We start from the raw sequence: 17335 nt of genomic DNA, 5'->3' as shown, positions 1-17335 counted from the left end.
GGTGAACGGCGGGAGGGACCCCGCACCGCGGAGCCCCTCCCTGTGACCGGTCGGCCGGTCAGTCCTCGTACGCGTCCAGCGGCGGGCAGGAGCAGACGAGGTTGCGGTCGCCGAAGGCCTGGTCGATGCGCCGCACCGGCGGCCAGTACTTGTCGGCGGTCGACACCCCGGACGGGAAGACGGCCTCCTCACGGCTGTAGGCGTGCTCCCACGCCCCGGCGAGCGCGCCGGCGGTGTGCGGGGCGCCGCGCAGCGGGTTGTCCTCCGCGGGCCACTCGCCGGAACCGACCTTCTCGATCTCGGCGCGGATGGCGATCATCGCCTCGCAGAAGCGGTCCAGCTCGGCCAGGTCCTCCGACTCGGTCGGCTCGATCATCAGCGTCCCGGCCACCGGGAACGACATGGTCGGCGCGTGGAAGCCGTAGTCGATCAGCCGCTTGGCGACGTCGTCGACGCTCACGCCGGTCGCCTTGGTCAGGGGCCGCAGGTCGATGATGCACTCGTGCGCGACGAGCCCGCCGGGGCCGGTGTAGAGCACCGGGTAGTGCGGCTCCAGCCGCTTGGCGATGTAGTTGGCGCTGAGCACGGCCACCTGTGTGGCCCGCTTCAGCCCCTCGCCGCCCATGAGCCGGACGTACGCCCACGAGATGGGCAGGATGCCGGCGGAGCCCCAGGGGGCCGCCGAGATGGGGCCGACGCCCGTCTCCGGGCCTGCCGCGGGCTGCAGCGGGTGGTTCGGCAGGTAGGGCGCGAGGTGCTCGCGCACCGCGACCGGGCCGACGCCGGGACCGCCGCCGCCGTGCGGGATGCAGAAGGTCTTGTGCAGGTTCAGGTGCGAGACGTCGCCGCCGAAGTGCCCCGGCTTGGCGAGCCCGACGAGCGCGTTGAGGTTGGCCCCGTCGACGTAGACCTGCCCGCCCGCCTCGTGCACCTGTGCACAGATGTCGGCGACGTGCTCCTCGAACACACCGTGCGTGGACGGGTACGTGATCATCAGCACGGCCAACTGGTCGCGGTACTGCTCGATCTTGGCCCGCAGGTCCTCGACGTCGATCTCGCCGTCCCCGGCGGTCTTCACGACGACGACCTTCATGCCGGCCATCACGGCGCTGGCGGCGTTGGTGCCGTGCGCGGACGACGGGATCAGGCACACGGTGCGCTGTGCGTCCCCGTTGGCCCGGTGGTATCCGCGGACCGCGAGCAGACCGGCCAGCTCGCCCTGCGACCCGGCGTTCGGCTGGAGGGACACCTTGTCGTAGCCGGTGACCTCGGCGAGCCGGTCCTCCAGTTCGTGGATGAGGGTGAGGTAGCCCCCGGCCTGCTCGGCCGGCGCGAAGGGGTGCATCTGCCCGAACTCGGGCCACGTGACCGGCTCCATCTCGGTGGTCGCGTTGAGCTTCATGGTGCAGGAGCCCAGCGGGATCATGCCGCGGTCGAGCGCGTAGTCCCGGTCGGCCAGCTTGCGCAGGTAGCGCAGCATGGCGGTCTCGGAGCGGTGCTGGTGGAAGACGGGGTGCGTCAGGTAGTCGTCGGTGCGCAGCAGCGCGGCCGGGAGCCCGTCCTCGGTGGCCGCGTCCAGCGCCTCGACGACGCCCTCGACGCCGAAGGCCGCCCACACGGCACGCAGCTGGGCCCGCGTCGTGGTCTCGTCGCAGGCGATCGAGACGTGGTCGGCGTCGACGGGACGCAGATTGACCCCGTGGTCCCGCGCGGCGGCCACGACCTCGGCGGCCCGGCCCTCGACGCGCACGGTCACCGTGTCGAAGTAGGAGCCGTGCACGACCTCGACCCCGCCGTTCGCGAGTCCGGCGGCGAGGACCGTGGCGTACCGGTGGGTGCGCCGGGCGATGCCCTTCAGGCCCTCCGGGCCGTGGTAGACGGCGTACATGCCGGCCATGACGGCGAGCAGCACCTGCGCGGTGCAGATGTTGCTGGTCGCCTTCTCCCGGCGGATGTGCTGCTCACGCGTCTGCAGCGCCAGCCGGTAGGCCTTGTTCCCGTCGGCGTCCACGGACACGCCGACGAGCCGCCCGGGCAGGCTGCGCGCCATCTTGTCCTGGACCGCCATGTAGCCGGCGTGCGGTCCGCCGAAGCCCATGGGGACGCCGAAGCGCTGCGTCGTGCCGACGGCGATGTCCGCGCCGAGCTCGCCGGGCGACTTCAGCAGCGTCAGCGCCAGCAGATCGGCGGCGACGGTGACGAGCGCGCCGAGCTCGTGCGCCCGGTCGATGACCGGCTTGATGTCCCGCACGGCACCTGAGGCGCCCGGGTACTGGAGCAGTACGCCGTTGATCTCACGCTCGGCGATCTCGGCGGGAATGCCCTCACTGAGGTCGGCGACGACGACCTCGACGCCGGTCGGCTCGGCGCGGGTCTGGATCACCGCGATGGTCTGCGGCAGCGTGTCCGCGTCGACCAGGAACAGGCCCTTCTTGTTCTTGCCAAGCCGCCGCGACAGTGCCATGGCCTCGGCGGCCGCGGTGCCCTCGTCGAGCAGGGAGGCGCCGGACGTCGGCAGCCCGGTCAGGTCGGCGACCATCGTCTGGAAGTTGAGCAGCGCCTCGAGGCGGCCCTGCGAGATCTCCGGCTGGTACGGCGTGTAGGCCGTGTACCAGGACGGGTTCTCCATGACGTTGCGCATGATGACCGGCGGCGTGAACGTGCCGTAGTAGCCGAGGCCGATCATGGAGCCGAGGACCTGGTTGCGGTCGGCGAGGGAGCGCAGCTCGGCGATCACCTCGGCCTCGCTGCGGGCGCCGGGGAGGTCCAGGGCCTCGGCGCTCTTGATCACGGCCGGGACCGCGGCGGCCGTGAGCTCGTCGAGTGAGCCGTAGCCGACGTGGGCGAGCATCTTGGCGCAGGCCTCGTGGTCGGGGCCGATGTGGCGCTGCTCGAAGGGGACTGCCTCTTCGAGCTCGGAGAGCGGAATGCGGTGGGCGGTCATTACGGAGGCCTCCTGGTCGACACGACCTGCGAGGGGCACCACGGCACGGGTACCCGGACGGCCTCCCCCTCTGTCATCTCAACCTGAGAGCTTCACCGGATCGCCCGAAGGCCTCCGGCTTTCACCGTCGGTGAGAGCGGAAGCCGTCGACACCCGCCCTGCTTTCCAGAGTGACCTCGTCCGCGCGGTACGTGAGCCTGAGAGATTCCGGGGAGGATTTGCTCCTTCGGCGCCTCCGATGATGTCTGGAGGACTCTCCCGCGCGGGGTCAACAGCCGCTGCCAGCGTACCAGCGAGGTCAACGCACGAACCTTCGAGTGGCCGCATCCCCGCTTGTACCGTTTTGTAGTGTTTACGGATGAGGTGCGACCATGTGGAGGGCCCGTGCGAACCGATATCGATCCGCGCAACCTGATCGGCCGCAAGGCGTTCGACCGCAACGGGACCAGGATCGGCACGATCGACGAGGTCTACCTCGACGACGCCACGGGCGAACCGGAGTGGGCGGCCATACGCACCGGCCTGTTCAGCAGGGACGCCTTCGTCCCCCTGGAGCCCAGCGAACTGATCGAGGGGGCCCTCCACGTCCCCTTCGAACGCGCCCTGATCAAGGACGCTCCCGATTTCGGCGTCGGCCGCCACCTCTCCCCCGAGCAGGAACTGCAGCTCTACCATCACTACGGCCTCGACGTCGCCGCCCCGCCCCCGCTGCCGGATCACGACTTCGGCAAGCTGGCGGGCACCGACGAGCCGGCCTGAGGCCCCGGTCCGGGCACGCGGCCTCCCCCGTCCGGCCCTCGTAAGACCAGCGGCAGCGGATCCGCCGCCTCCAGGTCCGGATCGTCGACCCGGAACGTCCGCACTCGCCCGGGCTCCGAGTCAGGCGTCTCGAACCGTACGGTGACCCGCCCGAGGCCGCTGCCCTGCACCCATCCGTGCCCGAACTCGGTGTGCCGCACGTCGTGCCCGGCGGGCCACCGCCGCTCGGCGAGCGACGGCTGCTCCTCGGCTGCCACGGCGGCGGCGTGCTCCTCGACCGGGCCCTCCGCGACCGCCCGCTCCCCCGCCGCCTGCGCGAACAGGTCCTCCTGCGTGTAGTCGGCGAGCCCGCTGACCCCCACCCCGAGGAGCCGCACCCCGCCGGTCGTGTCGACCGAGTCCAGCAGTCTGGCCGCCGCCTCGCGGATCACCGCGGGATCGTCCGTGGGCCCGCGCAGCGTCTCGGACCGGGTGAGCGTCGAGAAGTCGTACCGCCGCACCTTCAGCACGATCGTCCGCCCCGACAGCCCGGCCCCGCGCAGCCTGCGCACACACCGCTCGGCGAGCCGCTGCACCTCCAGCCCGACCCGCGTCCGGTCATGGATGTCCACGTCGTAGGTGTCCTCGACCGACACCGACTTCGTTTCCCGCTCCGCCACCACGGGCCGGTCATCGCGCGCCAGGGCCATGGCGTACAGACCGTGCCCATGCGCCTTCCCCAGCAGCCGGACCAGCTCGTCCTCGCCCGCCTCGACGATCTCCTCGACCGTGGTGATCCCGGCCCGCCGCAGATGGTCGCCCGTCGCCGGCCCCACCCCCGGAAGCGTCCGCACCGACATCGGCCCGAGCATCGCCCGCTCGGTGCCGGGCTCGATCACCACCAGCCCGTCGGGCTTGGCCGCCTCCGAGGCGATCTTCGCGAGCATCTTGGAGGCGGCGAGGCCCACCGACCCCGTGAGCCCCGTGACGGCCCGTATGTCCGCGCGCAGCTTGATCCCCGCCAGCCGCGCCGACGGCTCGTCCCAGGCCACGCCCCCGGCCTCCAGGTCCACGAAGGCCTCGTCCAGACTCAACGGCTCGACCAGCGGCGACAGCGCACGCAACAGCTCCATCACCCGCTCGCTGATCGACTTGTAGAGATGGAAGCGCGGCACGAGATACGCGGCGTTGGGAGCGAGCCGCCGGGCCTGCCCCATGGGCATCGCCGAGTGCACCCCGAAGACCCGTGCCTCGTACGACGCGGTCGCCACCACCCCGCGCGGTCCGAGCCCGCCCACGACCACGGCCTTCCCGCGCAGGCTCGGCTTGGACGCCTGCTCCACCGAAGCGAAGAAGGCATCCATGTCGAGATGCAGGATCGTAGGCGCGGTTCTCACATCTCCGATGCTGCCCTACGCCACTGACAACGCCCCGCGCGTCAGCCCCGGACACCCCACGGAAAACCGTGTACGGCCCGGCGCGGAAACGTCCCGCCTCCTGCGACCGCGTACATCTCGCGTTGCTGGACGGCTCAGACGGCCCGGTTCCGCCGACGCGCCAGCTCGTCCGCCGGGTTGGGTCCCACGAGGGTCTCGCCGGTGTCGATCCGCTCGCCGTGCAGCTGGGACAGCGCGCTCTCGACGTCCCGCCACACCACGCCGACAGCGATCCCGAACACACCCTGGCCGCCCTGGAGCAGGGCATGGACCTCGTCGGGCGAGGTGCACTCGTAGACCGTCGCGCCGTCGCTCATCAGCGTCATGCGCTCCAGATCACTGAAACCGCGTTCCCTGAGGTGCTGGACGGCCGTGCGGATGTTCTGCAACGACACCCCGGTGTCGAGGAACCGCTTGACGATCTTCAGGACGACCACGTCCCGGAAGCTGTACAGCCGCTGCGTCCCGGACCCGTAGGCGGGGCGCACGCTCGGCTCGACGAGCCCCGTGCGGGCCCAGTAGTCCAACTGCCGGTAGGTGATGCCGGCGGCCGCACAGGCCGTGGGGCCGCGATAGCCGATCTGCTCGGACGCCATGGACGTCGTCCCTCCGCTGCTCGGCACCGCTGTCGGTCGCTGCGGAGCGTGATCGGCCGCACCACCGGGCTGGGGGCATCCCCCGCCCGGGAGGGATCGTGAGCCGGGGGGAGCGTACGGACCGCTCGCCCTGAGACTGCGCTCGGGGCCACCCCCGGCCGTACCGTCGCCGCTGCTTCTCACGCCGACCTCCGTCCTTGACCTGCCTTCTCGACGGTAGGCAGTCACCAGGGGTGCGTCAACGATCGCCACACTCGCCACGCCGAGTGATAATCACCCTGAGAGTGGTTTCCCGTGCCCCACCGCGGGGAAAGGCTAGCCGAATGCGCCCGGCACGAGCCGTATGACGCTCTCACGCGCCACCGGCACATGCGGGCATTTCACCCGTCACACAAACGGCGGCGGCCCGGTCACGGACCACATCGTCCGCCGGGCCGCCCACACGACTCTCACAACGCTGCCCGCTCCCCGGGGAGCTCACTGGCTGCTGGTGCCGAAATCCTCCGGGGAGATCTGGTCGAGGAACTCGCGGAACTTCTCCACCTCGTCCTCCTGCTCGTCCGGAATCGCGATACCGGCGTCGTCGAGCACCGTGTCACTGCCGTAGATCGGCGTCCCGGTGCGCAGCGCCAGCGCTATGGCGTCGGACGGGCGGGCGCTCACCTCGACGCCGCTCGCGAAGACCAGCTCCGCATAGAAGACGCCCTCACGCAGGTCCGTGATGCGCACTTCCGTGAGCTCCTGGCCGACGGCTTCCAACACGTCCTTGAACAGGTCGTGTGTCAGCGGCCGCGCGGGAGCCATCCCCTGTTGGGCGAAGGCGATCGCCGTCGCCTCCCCCGGTCCGATCCAGATGGGGAGGTAACGGTCGCCTCCCACTTCACGCAGCAGCACGATCGGTTGGTTGGAGGGCATTTCGACCCGGACACCTACGACATCGAGCTCGTTCACACAGCAACCCTAGGCCGTGCTCGGGACGTTTGGGTAGTCGGGCCGGGATCGGGCGCCTGATCCGGCCCCCTGTCGCCCGGCCGCCTCAGGGCAGCCGCACCCCGAGCGCCGTCCGCACCAGCGCGGCGTGCAGCTTCACCGTGAGCCCCGCCAGCTCCTTGGTGCGGGCCTCGGCATGAGCCCTGGTCTGCGGGTTGCGGTGCCGCCTGAGCGGTGCCACCACCTGGTCCACGAGCCCGGCCTCACGGTCGGCGGCGGCCTTCATCACCCGCAGGTGCCGCGGCTCGATCCCGAATTGCCCGAGTTCGACGACGAGCAGGGCGACGGTGACCGCCCCGGCGTCGTACGCCCCGTCCTCCAGTGGGGTGAGGAGCCCGTAGGACTCCCACTCCTCGAGCTCCCGCTCGCCGACGCCGACGGCGGCGAGCAGCTCCTGCCGGCCGATCCTGGCCGCTGTGGGCTCCTCGGGCGGCTCGGAGACGGACGCACCGTCGCGCTGACGCCCCACGACCGGCAGCTGCACGGCCTCACCGCGCTCCATGGCCTCCAGATGCTCCCGGATCACCTTCAGGGGCAGATAGTGGTCCCGCTGCATCCTCAGGACGTGACCGAGGCGCTCGACGTCATGGGCGCTGAATTTGCGGTACCCCGACGGGGTCCGCTGCGGCTCGATGAGCCCTTCCGACTCCAGGAAGCGGATCTTGGAGATGGTCACTTCGGGAAACTCGTCGCGCAGCGCGTTCAGCACCGAGCCGATGCTCATCAGCCCACTGTCCGTGGCGGCGGTGCCGCGCCCGGCACCGCCGCTCGGTGTATGCAGCATGGACCTTCCCTGACGGATGGACCTTCGCTGGGTCTGTCCGGACCGAGCCCGGTCAGTAGCCCCGCTGGCTGGCGTAGAAGACCAGCCGGTACTTGCCGATCTGCACCTCGTCGCCGTTGTTCAGGGCGACCTGGTCGATCCGCTCCCGGTTCACGTACGTGCCGTTCAGGCTGCCCACGTCGGCGACGGTGAACGAACCGTCCTGACCGCGGCGGAACTCCACGTGACGCCGGGACACCGTCACGTCGTCCAGGAAGATGTCGCTCTGCGGATGCCGGCCGGCCGTGGTCAGGTCGCCGTCCAGCAGGAAGCGGCTGCCCGAGTTCGGCCCGCGGCGCACGACCAGCAGCGCCGAGCCCAGCGGCAGCGCGTCGACGGCGGCCTGGGCCTCGGGCGACAGCGTCGGCATCGGCGTCTGACCGGTGGTCTCGCTGTCGTAGGCCTCGAGACCGGAGATGGAGATCGTGGAAGTCGTCTCGGACGGACGCTCCGGCGTCGCCCCCGCCCGCAGCGGCGCGCCGCAGTTGGAGCAGAAGCGGCTGTTCTCCGCGTTGCGGTTACCGCACCTCGTACACACCAGGGCCGACATGGGATCCTCCTGCCGCGGCTGCCCACCGGGGGCGTTGGACGCATACGGGTCGGAAAACCCTCCACCCGCACTTGAGGTCGACGGTTGCCCGAAACCTATGCCGCCGGGCTGCGCAGGGTCAACCGACGGCGCGCCCTGACCTCCGGAAACGTCGCCGCCAGGGCCACCGACCTGGTCCCGGAACAGCGGCCGCTGGCCCTCCGCGTCAGGCTGGGCGCGATGGCGAGCGGTCGCATTGTCGCTGCCTTCTCGCGCGCTCTTGCCGAACAACTTCGCAAACAACTTCACGGGCGATTCCCCTTGACCGAAACAGACCCGCCCGTGGGGCAGGACGAACCCTGACTGAACACTCTGGCCGACCCGGACATCCTGACAACGTCCGTCTGCACCAGACAGTTTCCACCACGCACCGCCCATTCGGTGCGCCGACCCCCCGCAACCTCATGCCCTCGCCGGACGCCGCCCATGCACCCCCGGCTCACTGCGAGGACGACCGAGCGTAGTCAGGCCGCTTCGCTGCTCGCAAGGCGTCCACGACGATGTCGGTGGACCGCTCGATCGTGACGGTGGCCTGTTCCTTCTCGAGAGTCTGCACCACGCCTCCGGGGATGTTGAGCGCCGGCTCGAGGTCCTGCGACTTGCCGATGACCTTGAAACGATAGGGCGCGTTGATCTTGTTCCCGTCGACGCCCACGCCCTTGCCCGAGTCCGTGAGATACGTGCCCGCGACGACCCGTACGCCGTTGACCTGGATCGCCTCGGCACCCGCCGCGCGCAGTTCCTGGATCGCGTCGAGCAGCATGTCCGCCTCGACCGTCCCCTTCGTGTCCTGGATCGTCATGGTGATGCCGGGCCCCTGCGCGGCCACGGTGCCCGCGAGGATGCCGAGTTGCCTCTCCTTCTCGATCGTCTGTTTCCGGGCCTCCTCGGCCTGGTCAGAGCTGTTCTCCAGCTCGTCGCGCTGCTTCTCGAGACCTTGCTTCTCGTCCTCAAGACGTTGAGTACGGTCATCCAGTTCATCGAGGATGCGGACAAGATCTTCCTGTCGCGCGCCACGCAGCGCGCTGTCGCTGTCGCTGTTCGAGGCCACCTGCACCGCCAGCCCGAACCCGAGGCCGAACAGCAGCACCGCGACGATGAGTTGGGCCCGTGTGACACGCGGCGGCCACACCCCCTGCACCAGCCGCTGCCGACCGGTCAGCCGCGGCTCGGGTTCCGGCTGCGGTTCCGGCTGCGGGGCCTGCGGCTCCTTGGGGCTGTCCTCTGCGGCGGGAGCCGCCGCGGGCACCTCCCGGGGCAGCTCCTTGCGCAGCCCGTTCCCGGACTCGGCGCTGTCGTCGCGCGCGTCGCCCCGCTTCTCGGCGGTCTTGTCGTCGTGATCGCTCATCGGCCTCACGCCCGGAAGACGTGCCGGCGGATCGCCGCGGCGTTGGAGAAGATCCGGATACCGAGGACGACCACCACACCGGTGGACAGCTGGGCGCCCACGCCCAGCTTGTCGCCCAGGAACACGATCAACGCGGCCACGACCACGTTCGACAGGAACGACACCACGAAGACCTTGTCGTCGAAGATGCCGTCGAGCATGGCCCGCAGGCCGCCGAACACGGCGTCGAGCGCCGCCACGACAGCGATCGGCAGATAAGGCTCGACCACCGCCGGAACCTCAGGCCGGACCAACAGGCCGGCCACGACTCCCACGACGAGGCCCAGTACGGCGATCACGATGTGCCCTTCTCGCTCTTCTCAATGCTCGGCTGTGCTGTACGTACGGTCACGCTCGGCGCGGCAGGCAGCCGGAGGTCGTCCTCCACGGAGATGCCTGTCCTGATGCCGTAGCTCTCCTGCAGCGCGTTCAGATACAACCCGTCCGCGCTGTTCTGGAACCGCGTGCTCAGCCGCTGCCCGTCCCCCACCGCCAACACCGTGTACGGCGGCACCAGCGGCTTGTTGTCGACCAGTATGGCGTCCCCCGCGGCCCTGATCGCGGACAGCGCCGTCAGCCGCTGCCCGTTGATCGAGACGGCCTCGGCGCCCGACTCCCACAGCCCGTTGACCACCCGCTGCATGTCCCGGTCACGCACCCGGCCGGTGTCGGAGAAACCGGAGGTCTCCCGCGGGTCGCCGTCGCCCCCCGAGGCGGCTTCCTTGGCGTCGTTCACCACGAGCTTCACACCGGGGCCGTGCACGGCGGCGGCGCCCGACAGGATGCCGACAAGATCGGAGTCCGTGCTGCCACCGCTGTGCTTCAGCGCCTCCCGCTGCCGGGCGCTCACGTCCGCGCGCAGCTCGTCGACGGAGTCCTCCAGCTTGTCCGCCGCCTCGGTCTCCCGGTCGATGCGGTCGACCAGCTCTTCCCGCTCCTTGGCGACGACCGGGGCGGCGACCCGCGCCTGCGCCGCTCCGACGGTCACGACGAGGGCCGCGAGCACCAGTCCGGCGGCGAGCCCCAGCTTCGCCCTGAGCGTCTTCGGCATGCCGCTGTCACCGGCGGCCTTCTTGCGCTCGGCGGCCTCGGCATATCCGTCGTCGAGGCTGTGGTCCATGACGTTGGTGAGCAACGACATGGACGCATCCGGGCGCCGGGGCCGCGTGGGTGTGCTCCGAATGGGGGGTTGCTGCGGCATGCCGCACATCGTCGCACGTCGCGAGCCCTACCTCCGAACGGCCCCACCGGCGTGCCGGACAGGCCCCGTTGAGGACACTTGTCCGGCACGCACGCGTGCAGCCCGTTCTACCGGCCGGCGCTGTCCACGACGGCCGACCATTCGTCCAGCAGGGCCTGCGCGGAGGCGTCGTCCGGCCCTTCGGCCCACAGATGGGTGACGGCCTCGGCCGGGTCGGGCAGCACCATCACCCAGCGGCCGTCGGTCTCCACCACCCGCACCCCGTCCGTGGTGTCCACGAAGCGATCTCCGGCCGCTTCGACGACCCGCCGCATCACGAGGCCCTTGACGGCCCACGGGGTCGCCAGATCCCGCTTCAGGACGTGTGCCCGCGGGATCCGCGCGTCGATCTGGCTGAGCGTGAGCTGCGTCCGCCCCACCAGCCCGATGAGCCGCACGAACGCCGCCGTGGCGTCGTACACGCTGCTGAACTCGGGGACGATGAAACCGCCCTTGCCGTCACCGCCGAAGATCGTCCCTTCCTCACCGCCGACACGCGTGAGGTCGTCGGGGGAGGTGGTCGTCCACTCGACCTGCGTCCCGTGGTACGCCGCCACCTGCTCGGCGATCCGGGTCGTGGTCACCGGCAGCGCGACCCGTCCACTGCGCCGCTCGGCGGCGACGAGGTCCAGCATCACGAGCAGCGCCCGGTCGTCCTCGATGATCCGGCCCTTCTCGTCGACGAGCGACAGTCGCTCACCGACGGGGTCGAACCGCACACCGAACGCGGCTCCCGAGGACGCCACGATCTCCCCGAGACGCACCATCCCCGACCGCCGCATGTCGGCCGTCTCCGTCGGCCTGGACTCGTCGAGACCGGGGTTGATCGTCAGCGAGTCGACACCGAGCTTGCCGAGCAGGCTCGGCAGCACGAGGCCGGCGCTTCCGTTGGACGCGTCCACGACGACCTTCAGCCCGGAGTCCGCGATCCCGGTCGTGTCGACGTTCCGCAGCAGCGAGCCGGTGTACGAGTCGAAGACACTCGCCGGGAAGTACAGGTCACCGATCTCGCCGGGGAATGCACGTCGGTACTCCTGCCGCGCGAACACCCGGTCCAGCTTCCGCTGGCTGCCCTGCGAGAGGTCCGCACCCTGCCCGTCGAAGAACATGATGTCGACGGAGTCCGGCACACCGGGCGTGGTACGGATCATGATGCCGCCCGCACTGCCGCGCGCGGTCTGCTGCCGGGCCACGGGCAGCGGCACGTTCTCCAGGTCCCGCACGTCGATCGCGCTCGCCTGCAGCGCGGAGATCACCGCCCGCTTCAGCGCACGGGCACCACGCGAGTGGTCTCGGGCCGTGGTGACGGTCGAGCCCTTCTTCAGGGTCGTCGCGTACGCGCCCGCGAGACGCACCGCGAGTTCCGGCGTGATCTCCACGTTCAGGATGCCGGACACACCGCGAGCACCGAACAGATGGGCTTGGCCCCTGGATTCCCAGATCACCGAGGTGTTGACGAAGGCGCCGGCCTCGATGGTCTTGAACGGATAGACCCGCACATTGCCCTGGACGATCGATTCTTCACCGATCAGGCACTCGTCACCGATGACCGCCCCGTCCTCGATCCGTGCCGCACGCATGATGTCGGTGTTCTTGCCGACCACGCAGCCGCGCAGATTGCTGTGGGGCCCCACGTAGACGTTGTCGTGGACGACGGCCTTGTGCAGAAACGCGCCGCTCTTGACGACCACGTTGGAGCCCACGACGGTGTGCTCGCGGATTTCGGAGCCGGCCTCGACCTTGGCGTAGTCACCGATATAGATGGGGCCACGCAGAACGGCGTCGGGGTGGACCTCCGCTCCCTCGGCGACCCACACGCCCGGGGAGATCTCGAACCCGTCGATGTCGACGTCGACCTTGCCTTCAAGGACGTCGGCCTGCGCCTTCACATAGCTCTCGTGCGTGCCTACGTCCTCCCAGTAGCCCTCGGCGATGTAGCCGTAGACGGGCTTGCCTTCCTTCATCAGCTGGGGGAAGACGTCACCGGACCAGTCGACGGGCACATCGGGCTCGACGTAGTCGAAGACCTCGGGCTCCATCACATAGATGCCGGTGTTCACGGTGTCGGAGAAGACCTGGCCCCAGGTGGGCTTCTCGAGGAAGCGCTCCACCTTGCCTTCCTCGTCGACGATGGTGATACCGAATTCCAGCGGATTGGGCACACGCGTCAGACAGACCGTGACCAGCGCGCCCTTCTCCTTGTGGAAATTGATGAGCTCGGTGAGGTCGAAATCCGTCAGCGCATCGCCGGAGATGACGAGGAAGGCATCGTCCTTCAGCGCTTCCTCGGCGTTCTTGACGCTTCCGGCGGTACCGAGTGGCTTCTCCTCGTTGGCATAGGTGAGCTCCATACCGAGCTCTTCGCCGTCACCGAAGTAGTTCTTGACCAGCGAGGCCAGGAACTGGACAGTTACGACTGTTTCGTTGAGCCCATGCCTTTTGAGCAGCCGAAGAACATGCTCCATGATCGGCCGGTTGGCCACCGGCAGGAGCGGCTTGGGCATGCTTGAGGTCATGGGGCGAAGGCGCGTGCCTTCGCCTCCGGCCATCACGACGGCCTTCATGTCGGAAGCGTCCTCCTCAAAGAGACGGTCTAGCCGACTTCCCCCGCCAGGATTGTCCCTCACTTACCCAGCACGGGCCATCGCTCCGCTACGGCAGCAGGACCATCCGAGAGTTCAATCGGCCATGGTGTCCGCACGGACCAGGCGGCGGACTTGTACCACGTAGAGGACTCCTGCCCACCAGTACAGCGTTGTACCCCATCCTGCGAACGCCCATCCGAAAATGGCAGCCAGTGACGAGATCCAGCCGCTTCCGTCACTGAGGAGAAGCAGGGGGAAGGCGTACATCAGGTTGAAGGTGGCTGCCTTGCCCAGGAAGTTCACCTGGGGCGGCGGATAGCCGTGCCGGCGGAGGATGCCCACCATCACCAGCAGAACCAGCTCTCGCGCCAGAAGTGCAGCCGTCAACCAGAGGGGCAGAATCTCCCGCCAGGTGAGGCCGATCAAGGTGGAGAGAATGTAGAGCCGGTCAGCGGCGGGGTCGAGGAGCCGGCCGAGGCTGCTGATCTGGTTCCAGCGCCGGGCGAGCTTGCCGTCGAGATAGTCGGTGACTCCGCTCAGGGCGAGTACCAGAAGGGCCCAGCCGTCACTCTTGGGCCCACCGAACTCAGGACGCAGGATCAGCCACAGGAAGACGGGCACGCCGACGAGCCGGGCCATGCTGAGGATGTTCGGGATGGTGAGCACACGGTCCGTCTGGACGCGAGTCTCCTGAACCTCCACCCGGGGGCCTCCTGTGGGAAACGAGCCAACGATGCTCCCTGACCTTACCTCAACGCAAAAAAGCTCTGGCTCTTGGGCTGTTCGCCCAAGAGCCAGAGCTCTAAAAGGAGTTCGGCGGCGTCCTACTCTCCCACAGGGTCCCCCCTGCAGTACCATCGGCGCTGTAAGGCTTAGCTTCCGGGTTCGGAATGTAACCGGGCGTTTCCCCTACGCTATAACCACCGAAACACTATGAAACTGTCAGCCGCACCACGCTGTGGCAACGTGGGGCTGTTCGTGGTTTCAGAACCAACACAGTGGACGCGAGCAACTGAGGACAAGCCCTCGGCCTATTAGTACCGGTCAACTCCACACGTTACCGTGCTTCCATATCCGGCCTATCAACCCAGTCGTCTACTGGGAGCCTTACCCTCTCAAGGAGGTGGGAATACTCATCTCGAAGCAGGCTTCCCGCTTAGATGCTTTCAGCGGTTATCCCTCCCGAACGTAGCCAACCAGCCATGCCCTTGGCAGAACAACTGGCACACCAGAGGTTCGTCCGTCCCGGTCCTCTCGTACTAGGGACAGCCCTTCTCAATATTCCTACGCGCACAGCGGATAGGGACCGAACTGTCTCACGACGTTCTAAACCCAGCTCGCGTACCGCTTTAATGGGCGAACAGCCCAACCCTTGGGACCGACTCCAGCCCCAGGATGCGACGAGCCGACATCGAGGTGCCAAACCATCCCGTCGATATGGACTCTTGGGGAAGATCAGCCTGTTATCCCCGGGGTACCTTTTATCCGTTGAGCGACGGCGCTTCCACAAGCCACCGCCGGATCACTAGTCCCGACTTTCGTCCCTGCTCGACCCGTCGGTCTCACAGTCAAGCTCCCTTGTGCACTTACACTCAACACCTGATTGCCAACCAGGCTGAGGGAACCTTTGGGCGCCTCCGTTACTCTTTAGGAGGCAACCGCCCCAGTTAAACTACCCATCAGACACTGTCCCTGATCCGGATCACGGACCCAGGTTAGACATCCAGCACGACCAGACTGGTATTTCAACGACGACTCCCCCTGAACTGGCGTCCAGAGTTCACAGTCTCCCAGCTATCCTACACAAGCCGAACCGAACACCAATATCAAACTGTAGTAAAGGTCCCGGGGTCTTTCCGTCCTGCTGCGCGAAACGAGCATCTTTACTCGTAGTGCAATTTCACCGGGCCTATGGTTGAGACAGTCGAGAAGTCGTTACGCCATTCGTGCAGGTCGGAACTTACCCGACAAGGAATTTCGCTACCTTAGGATGGTTATAGTTACCACCGCCGTTTACTGGCGCTTAAGTTCTCAGCTTCGCCCCACCGAAATGGAGCTAACCGGTCCCCTTAACGTTCCAGCACCGGGCAGGCGTCAGTCCGTATACATCGCCTTACGGCTTCGCACGGACCTGTGTTTTTAGTAAACAGTCGCTTCTCGCTGGTCTCTGCGGCCACCCCCAGCTCACCGTGTAAAACGGATCACCAGACGTGGCCCCCCTTCTCCCGAAGTTACGGGGGCATTTTGCCGAGTTCCTTAACCATAGTTCACCCGAACGCCTCGGTATTCTCTACCTGACCACCTGAGTCGGTTTAGGGTACGGGCCGCCATGAAACTCGCTAGAGGCTTTTCTCGACAGCATAGGATCATCCACTTCACCACAATCGGCTCGGCATCAGGTCTCAGACACATGTCAGGCGGATTTGCCTACCTGACGTCCTACACCCTTACCCCGGGACAACCACCGCCCGGGATGGACTACCTTCCTGCGTCACCCCATCACTCACCTACTAACCGCTTGGTTCGGCGGCTCCACCACTCCCCTTTGCCCGAAGGCTCCAGGGCGGCTTCACGGCCTTAGCATCACGATGCTCGATGTTTGACGCTTCACAGCGGGTACCGGAATATCAACCGGTTATCCATCGACTACGCCTGTCGGCCTCGCCTTAGGTCCCGACTTACCCTGGGCAGATCAGCTTGACCCAGGAACCCTTAGTCAATCGGCGCACACGTTTCTCACGTGTGAATCGCTACTCATGCCTGCATTCTCACTCGTGAACCGTCCACAACTCGCTTCCGCGGCTGCTTCACCCGGCACACGACGCTCCCCTACCCATCCACACAGGCGTTGGCCCTATTGTGTGAATGACACGACTTCGGCGGTACGCTTGAGCCCCGCTACATTGTCGGCGCGGAATCACTAGACCAGTGAGCTATTACGCACTCTTTCAAGGGTGGCTGCTTCTAAGCCAACCTCCTGGTTGTCTCTGCGACTCCACATCCTTTCCCACTTAGCGTACGCTTAGGGGCCTTAGTCGATGCTCTGGGCTGTTTCCCTCTCGACCATGGAGCTTATCCCCCACAGTCTCACTGCCGCGCTCTCACTTACCGGCATTCGGAGTTTGGCTAAGGTCAGTAACCCGGTAGGGCCCATCGCCTATCCAGTGCTCTACCTCCGGCAAGAAACACACGACGCTGCACCTAAATGCATTTCGGGGAGAACCAGCTATCACGGAGTTTGATTGGCCTTTCACCCCTAACCACAGGTCATCCCCCAGGTTTTCAACCCTGGTGGGTTCGGTCCTCCACGAAGTCTTACCTCCGCTTCAACCTGCCCATGGCTAGATCACTCCGCTTCGGGTCTTGAGCGTGCTACTGAAACGCCCTATTCGGACTCGCTTTCGCTACGGCTTCCCCACACGGGTTAACCTCGCAACACACCGCAAACTCGCAGGCTCATTCTTCAAAAGGCACGCAGTCACGAGAATGAAGCAAGCTTCATTCCGACGCTCCCACGGCTTGTAGGCACACGGTTTCAGGTACTATTTCACTCCCCTCCCGGGGTACTTTTCACCATTCCCTCACGGTACTATCCGCTATCGGTCACCAGGGAATATTTAGGCTTAGCGGGTGGTCCCGCCAGATTCACACGGGATTTCTCGGGCCCCGTGCTACTTGGGTGTCTCTCAAACGAGCCGCTGATGTTTCGACTACGGGGGTCTTACCCTCTACGCCGGACCTTTCGCATGTCCTTCGCCTACATCAACGGTTTCTGACTCGTCCTGTTGCCGGCAGACAACAGAAGAGAGATCCCACAACCCCGCATACGCAACCCCTGCCGGGTCTCACACGTATACGGTTTAGCCTCATCCGGTTTCGCTCGCCACTACTCCCGGAATCACGGTTGTTTTCTCTTCCTGCGGGTACTGAGATGTTTCACTTCCCCGCGTTCCCTCCACATGCCCTATGTGTTCAGGCATGGGTGACAGCCCATGACGACTGCCGGG

The 17335-nt window shown here is 67.1% G+C and carries 12 protein-coding genes, 2 rRNA genes and 1 riboswitch (1 of these 15 cut by a window edge); of the genes, 1 reads left to right on the top strand and 13 read right to left on the bottom strand.

Annotated features, from left to right (window positions below; translation table 11 throughout):
- Positions 1-58: 58 nt before the first annotated feature.
- Complete coding sequence (gene gcvP, locus BJ965_RS32560; RefSeq protein ID WP_184913741.1) at positions 59-2944, bottom strand: aminomethyl-transferring glycine dehydrogenase; 2886 nt, start codon at positions 2942-2944, stop codon at positions 59-61.
- 175 nt (positions 2945-3119) lie between these two features.
- Positions 3120-3215: riboswitch (glycine riboswitch) on the bottom strand.
- Positions 3216-3328: 113 nt separating this feature from the next.
- On the opposite strand from gcvP, the gene BJ965_RS32555 reads away from it, so the two are divergent.
- Positions 3329-3703: a PRC-barrel domain-containing protein gene (locus tag BJ965_RS32555; protein ID WP_184913739.1), complete on the top strand. Its 375-nt coding sequence runs from the start codon at positions 3329-3331 to the stop codon at positions 3701-3703.
- On the opposite strand, the gene BJ965_RS32550 is transcribed toward BJ965_RS32555, so the two are convergent.
- The 12 genes from BJ965_RS32550 to BJ965_RS32495 all read right to left on the bottom strand — a co-directional run.
- Positions 3661-5079: a DNA polymerase IV gene (locus BJ965_RS32550; RefSeq protein WP_184913737.1), complete on the bottom strand. Its 1419-nt coding sequence runs from the start codon at positions 5077-5079 to the stop codon at positions 3661-3663. The genes BJ965_RS32555 and BJ965_RS32550 overlap by 43 nt on opposite strands.
- 134 nt (positions 5080-5213) lie before the next feature.
- Complete coding sequence (locus BJ965_RS32545) at positions 5214-5897, bottom strand: MerR family transcriptional regulator (protein WP_184913735.1); 684 nt, start codon at positions 5895-5897, stop codon at positions 5214-5216.
- Positions 5898-6191: 294 nt separating this feature from the next.
- Positions 6192-6665, bottom strand: coding sequence for a bifunctional nuclease family protein (locus BJ965_RS32540; RefSeq protein ID WP_026253112.1), 474 nt, complete (start codon positions 6663-6665; stop codon positions 6192-6194).
- Positions 6666-6750: 85 nt separating this feature from the next.
- Positions 6751-7488 carry a transcriptional regulator FtsR gene (gene ftsR / locus BJ965_RS32535; RefSeq protein ID WP_184913733.1) on the bottom strand — a complete coding sequence of 246 codons (738 nt, stop codon included), beginning with the start codon at positions 7486-7488 and terminating at the stop codon, positions 6751-6753.
- A gap of 52 nt (positions 7489-7540) precedes the next feature.
- Entirely contained in the window at positions 7541-8494 is a 954-nt protein-coding gene (locus BJ965_RS32530; RefSeq protein WP_102909885.1) for an FHA domain-containing protein, read from the bottom strand.
- A gap of 61 nt (positions 8495-8555) precedes the next feature.
- Positions 8556-9464 carry a DUF881 domain-containing protein gene (locus tag BJ965_RS32525; RefSeq protein WP_184913731.1) on the bottom strand — a complete coding sequence of 303 codons (909 nt, stop codon included), beginning with the start codon at positions 9462-9464 and terminating at the stop codon, positions 8556-8558.
- A 5-nt stretch (positions 9465-9469) separates the two neighbouring features.
- Positions 9470-9802, bottom strand: a complete 333-nt coding sequence (locus BJ965_RS32520) for a small basic family protein (protein ID WP_003988855.1) — start codon at positions 9800-9802, stop codon at positions 9470-9472.
- Positions 9799-10713 (bottom strand): DUF881 domain-containing protein, encoded by a 915-nt coding sequence (locus BJ965_RS32515; protein ID WP_184913730.1) that lies wholly within the window; start codon positions 10711-10713, stop codon positions 9799-9801. The genes BJ965_RS32520 and BJ965_RS32515 overlap by 4 nt, the downstream gene beginning before the upstream one ends.
- A 98-nt stretch (positions 10714-10811) precedes the next feature.
- A complete protein-coding gene (locus BJ965_RS32510; RefSeq protein WP_184913728.1) occupies positions 10812-13307 on the bottom strand; it encodes a mannose-1-phosphate guanyltransferase in 2496 nt (831 codons plus the stop codon).
- A 114-nt stretch (positions 13308-13421) separates the two neighbouring features.
- Positions 13422-14030 carry a CDP-alcohol phosphatidyltransferase family protein gene (locus BJ965_RS32505; RefSeq protein ID WP_184913726.1) on the bottom strand — a complete coding sequence of 203 codons (609 nt, stop codon included), beginning with the start codon at positions 14028-14030 and terminating at the stop codon, positions 13422-13424.
- A 109-nt stretch (positions 14031-14139) separates the two neighbouring features.
- Positions 14140-14256: ribosomal RNA gene (gene rrf, locus BJ965_RS32500) — 5S ribosomal RNA — on the bottom strand.
- A gap of 86 nt (positions 14257-14342) precedes the next feature.
- Positions 14343-17335: ribosomal RNA gene (locus BJ965_RS32495) — 23S ribosomal RNA — on the bottom strand; it runs 127 nt beyond the window's last position.

It is taken from the genome of Streptomyces luteogriseus (genome assembly GCF_014205055.1).
GTDB lineage: Bacteria > Actinomycetota > Actinomycetes > Streptomycetales > Streptomycetaceae > Streptomyces > Streptomyces luteogriseus.
Note: the sequence above shows the minus strand (reverse complement) of the source record. Positions and strands in the feature narration are given on the sequence as shown.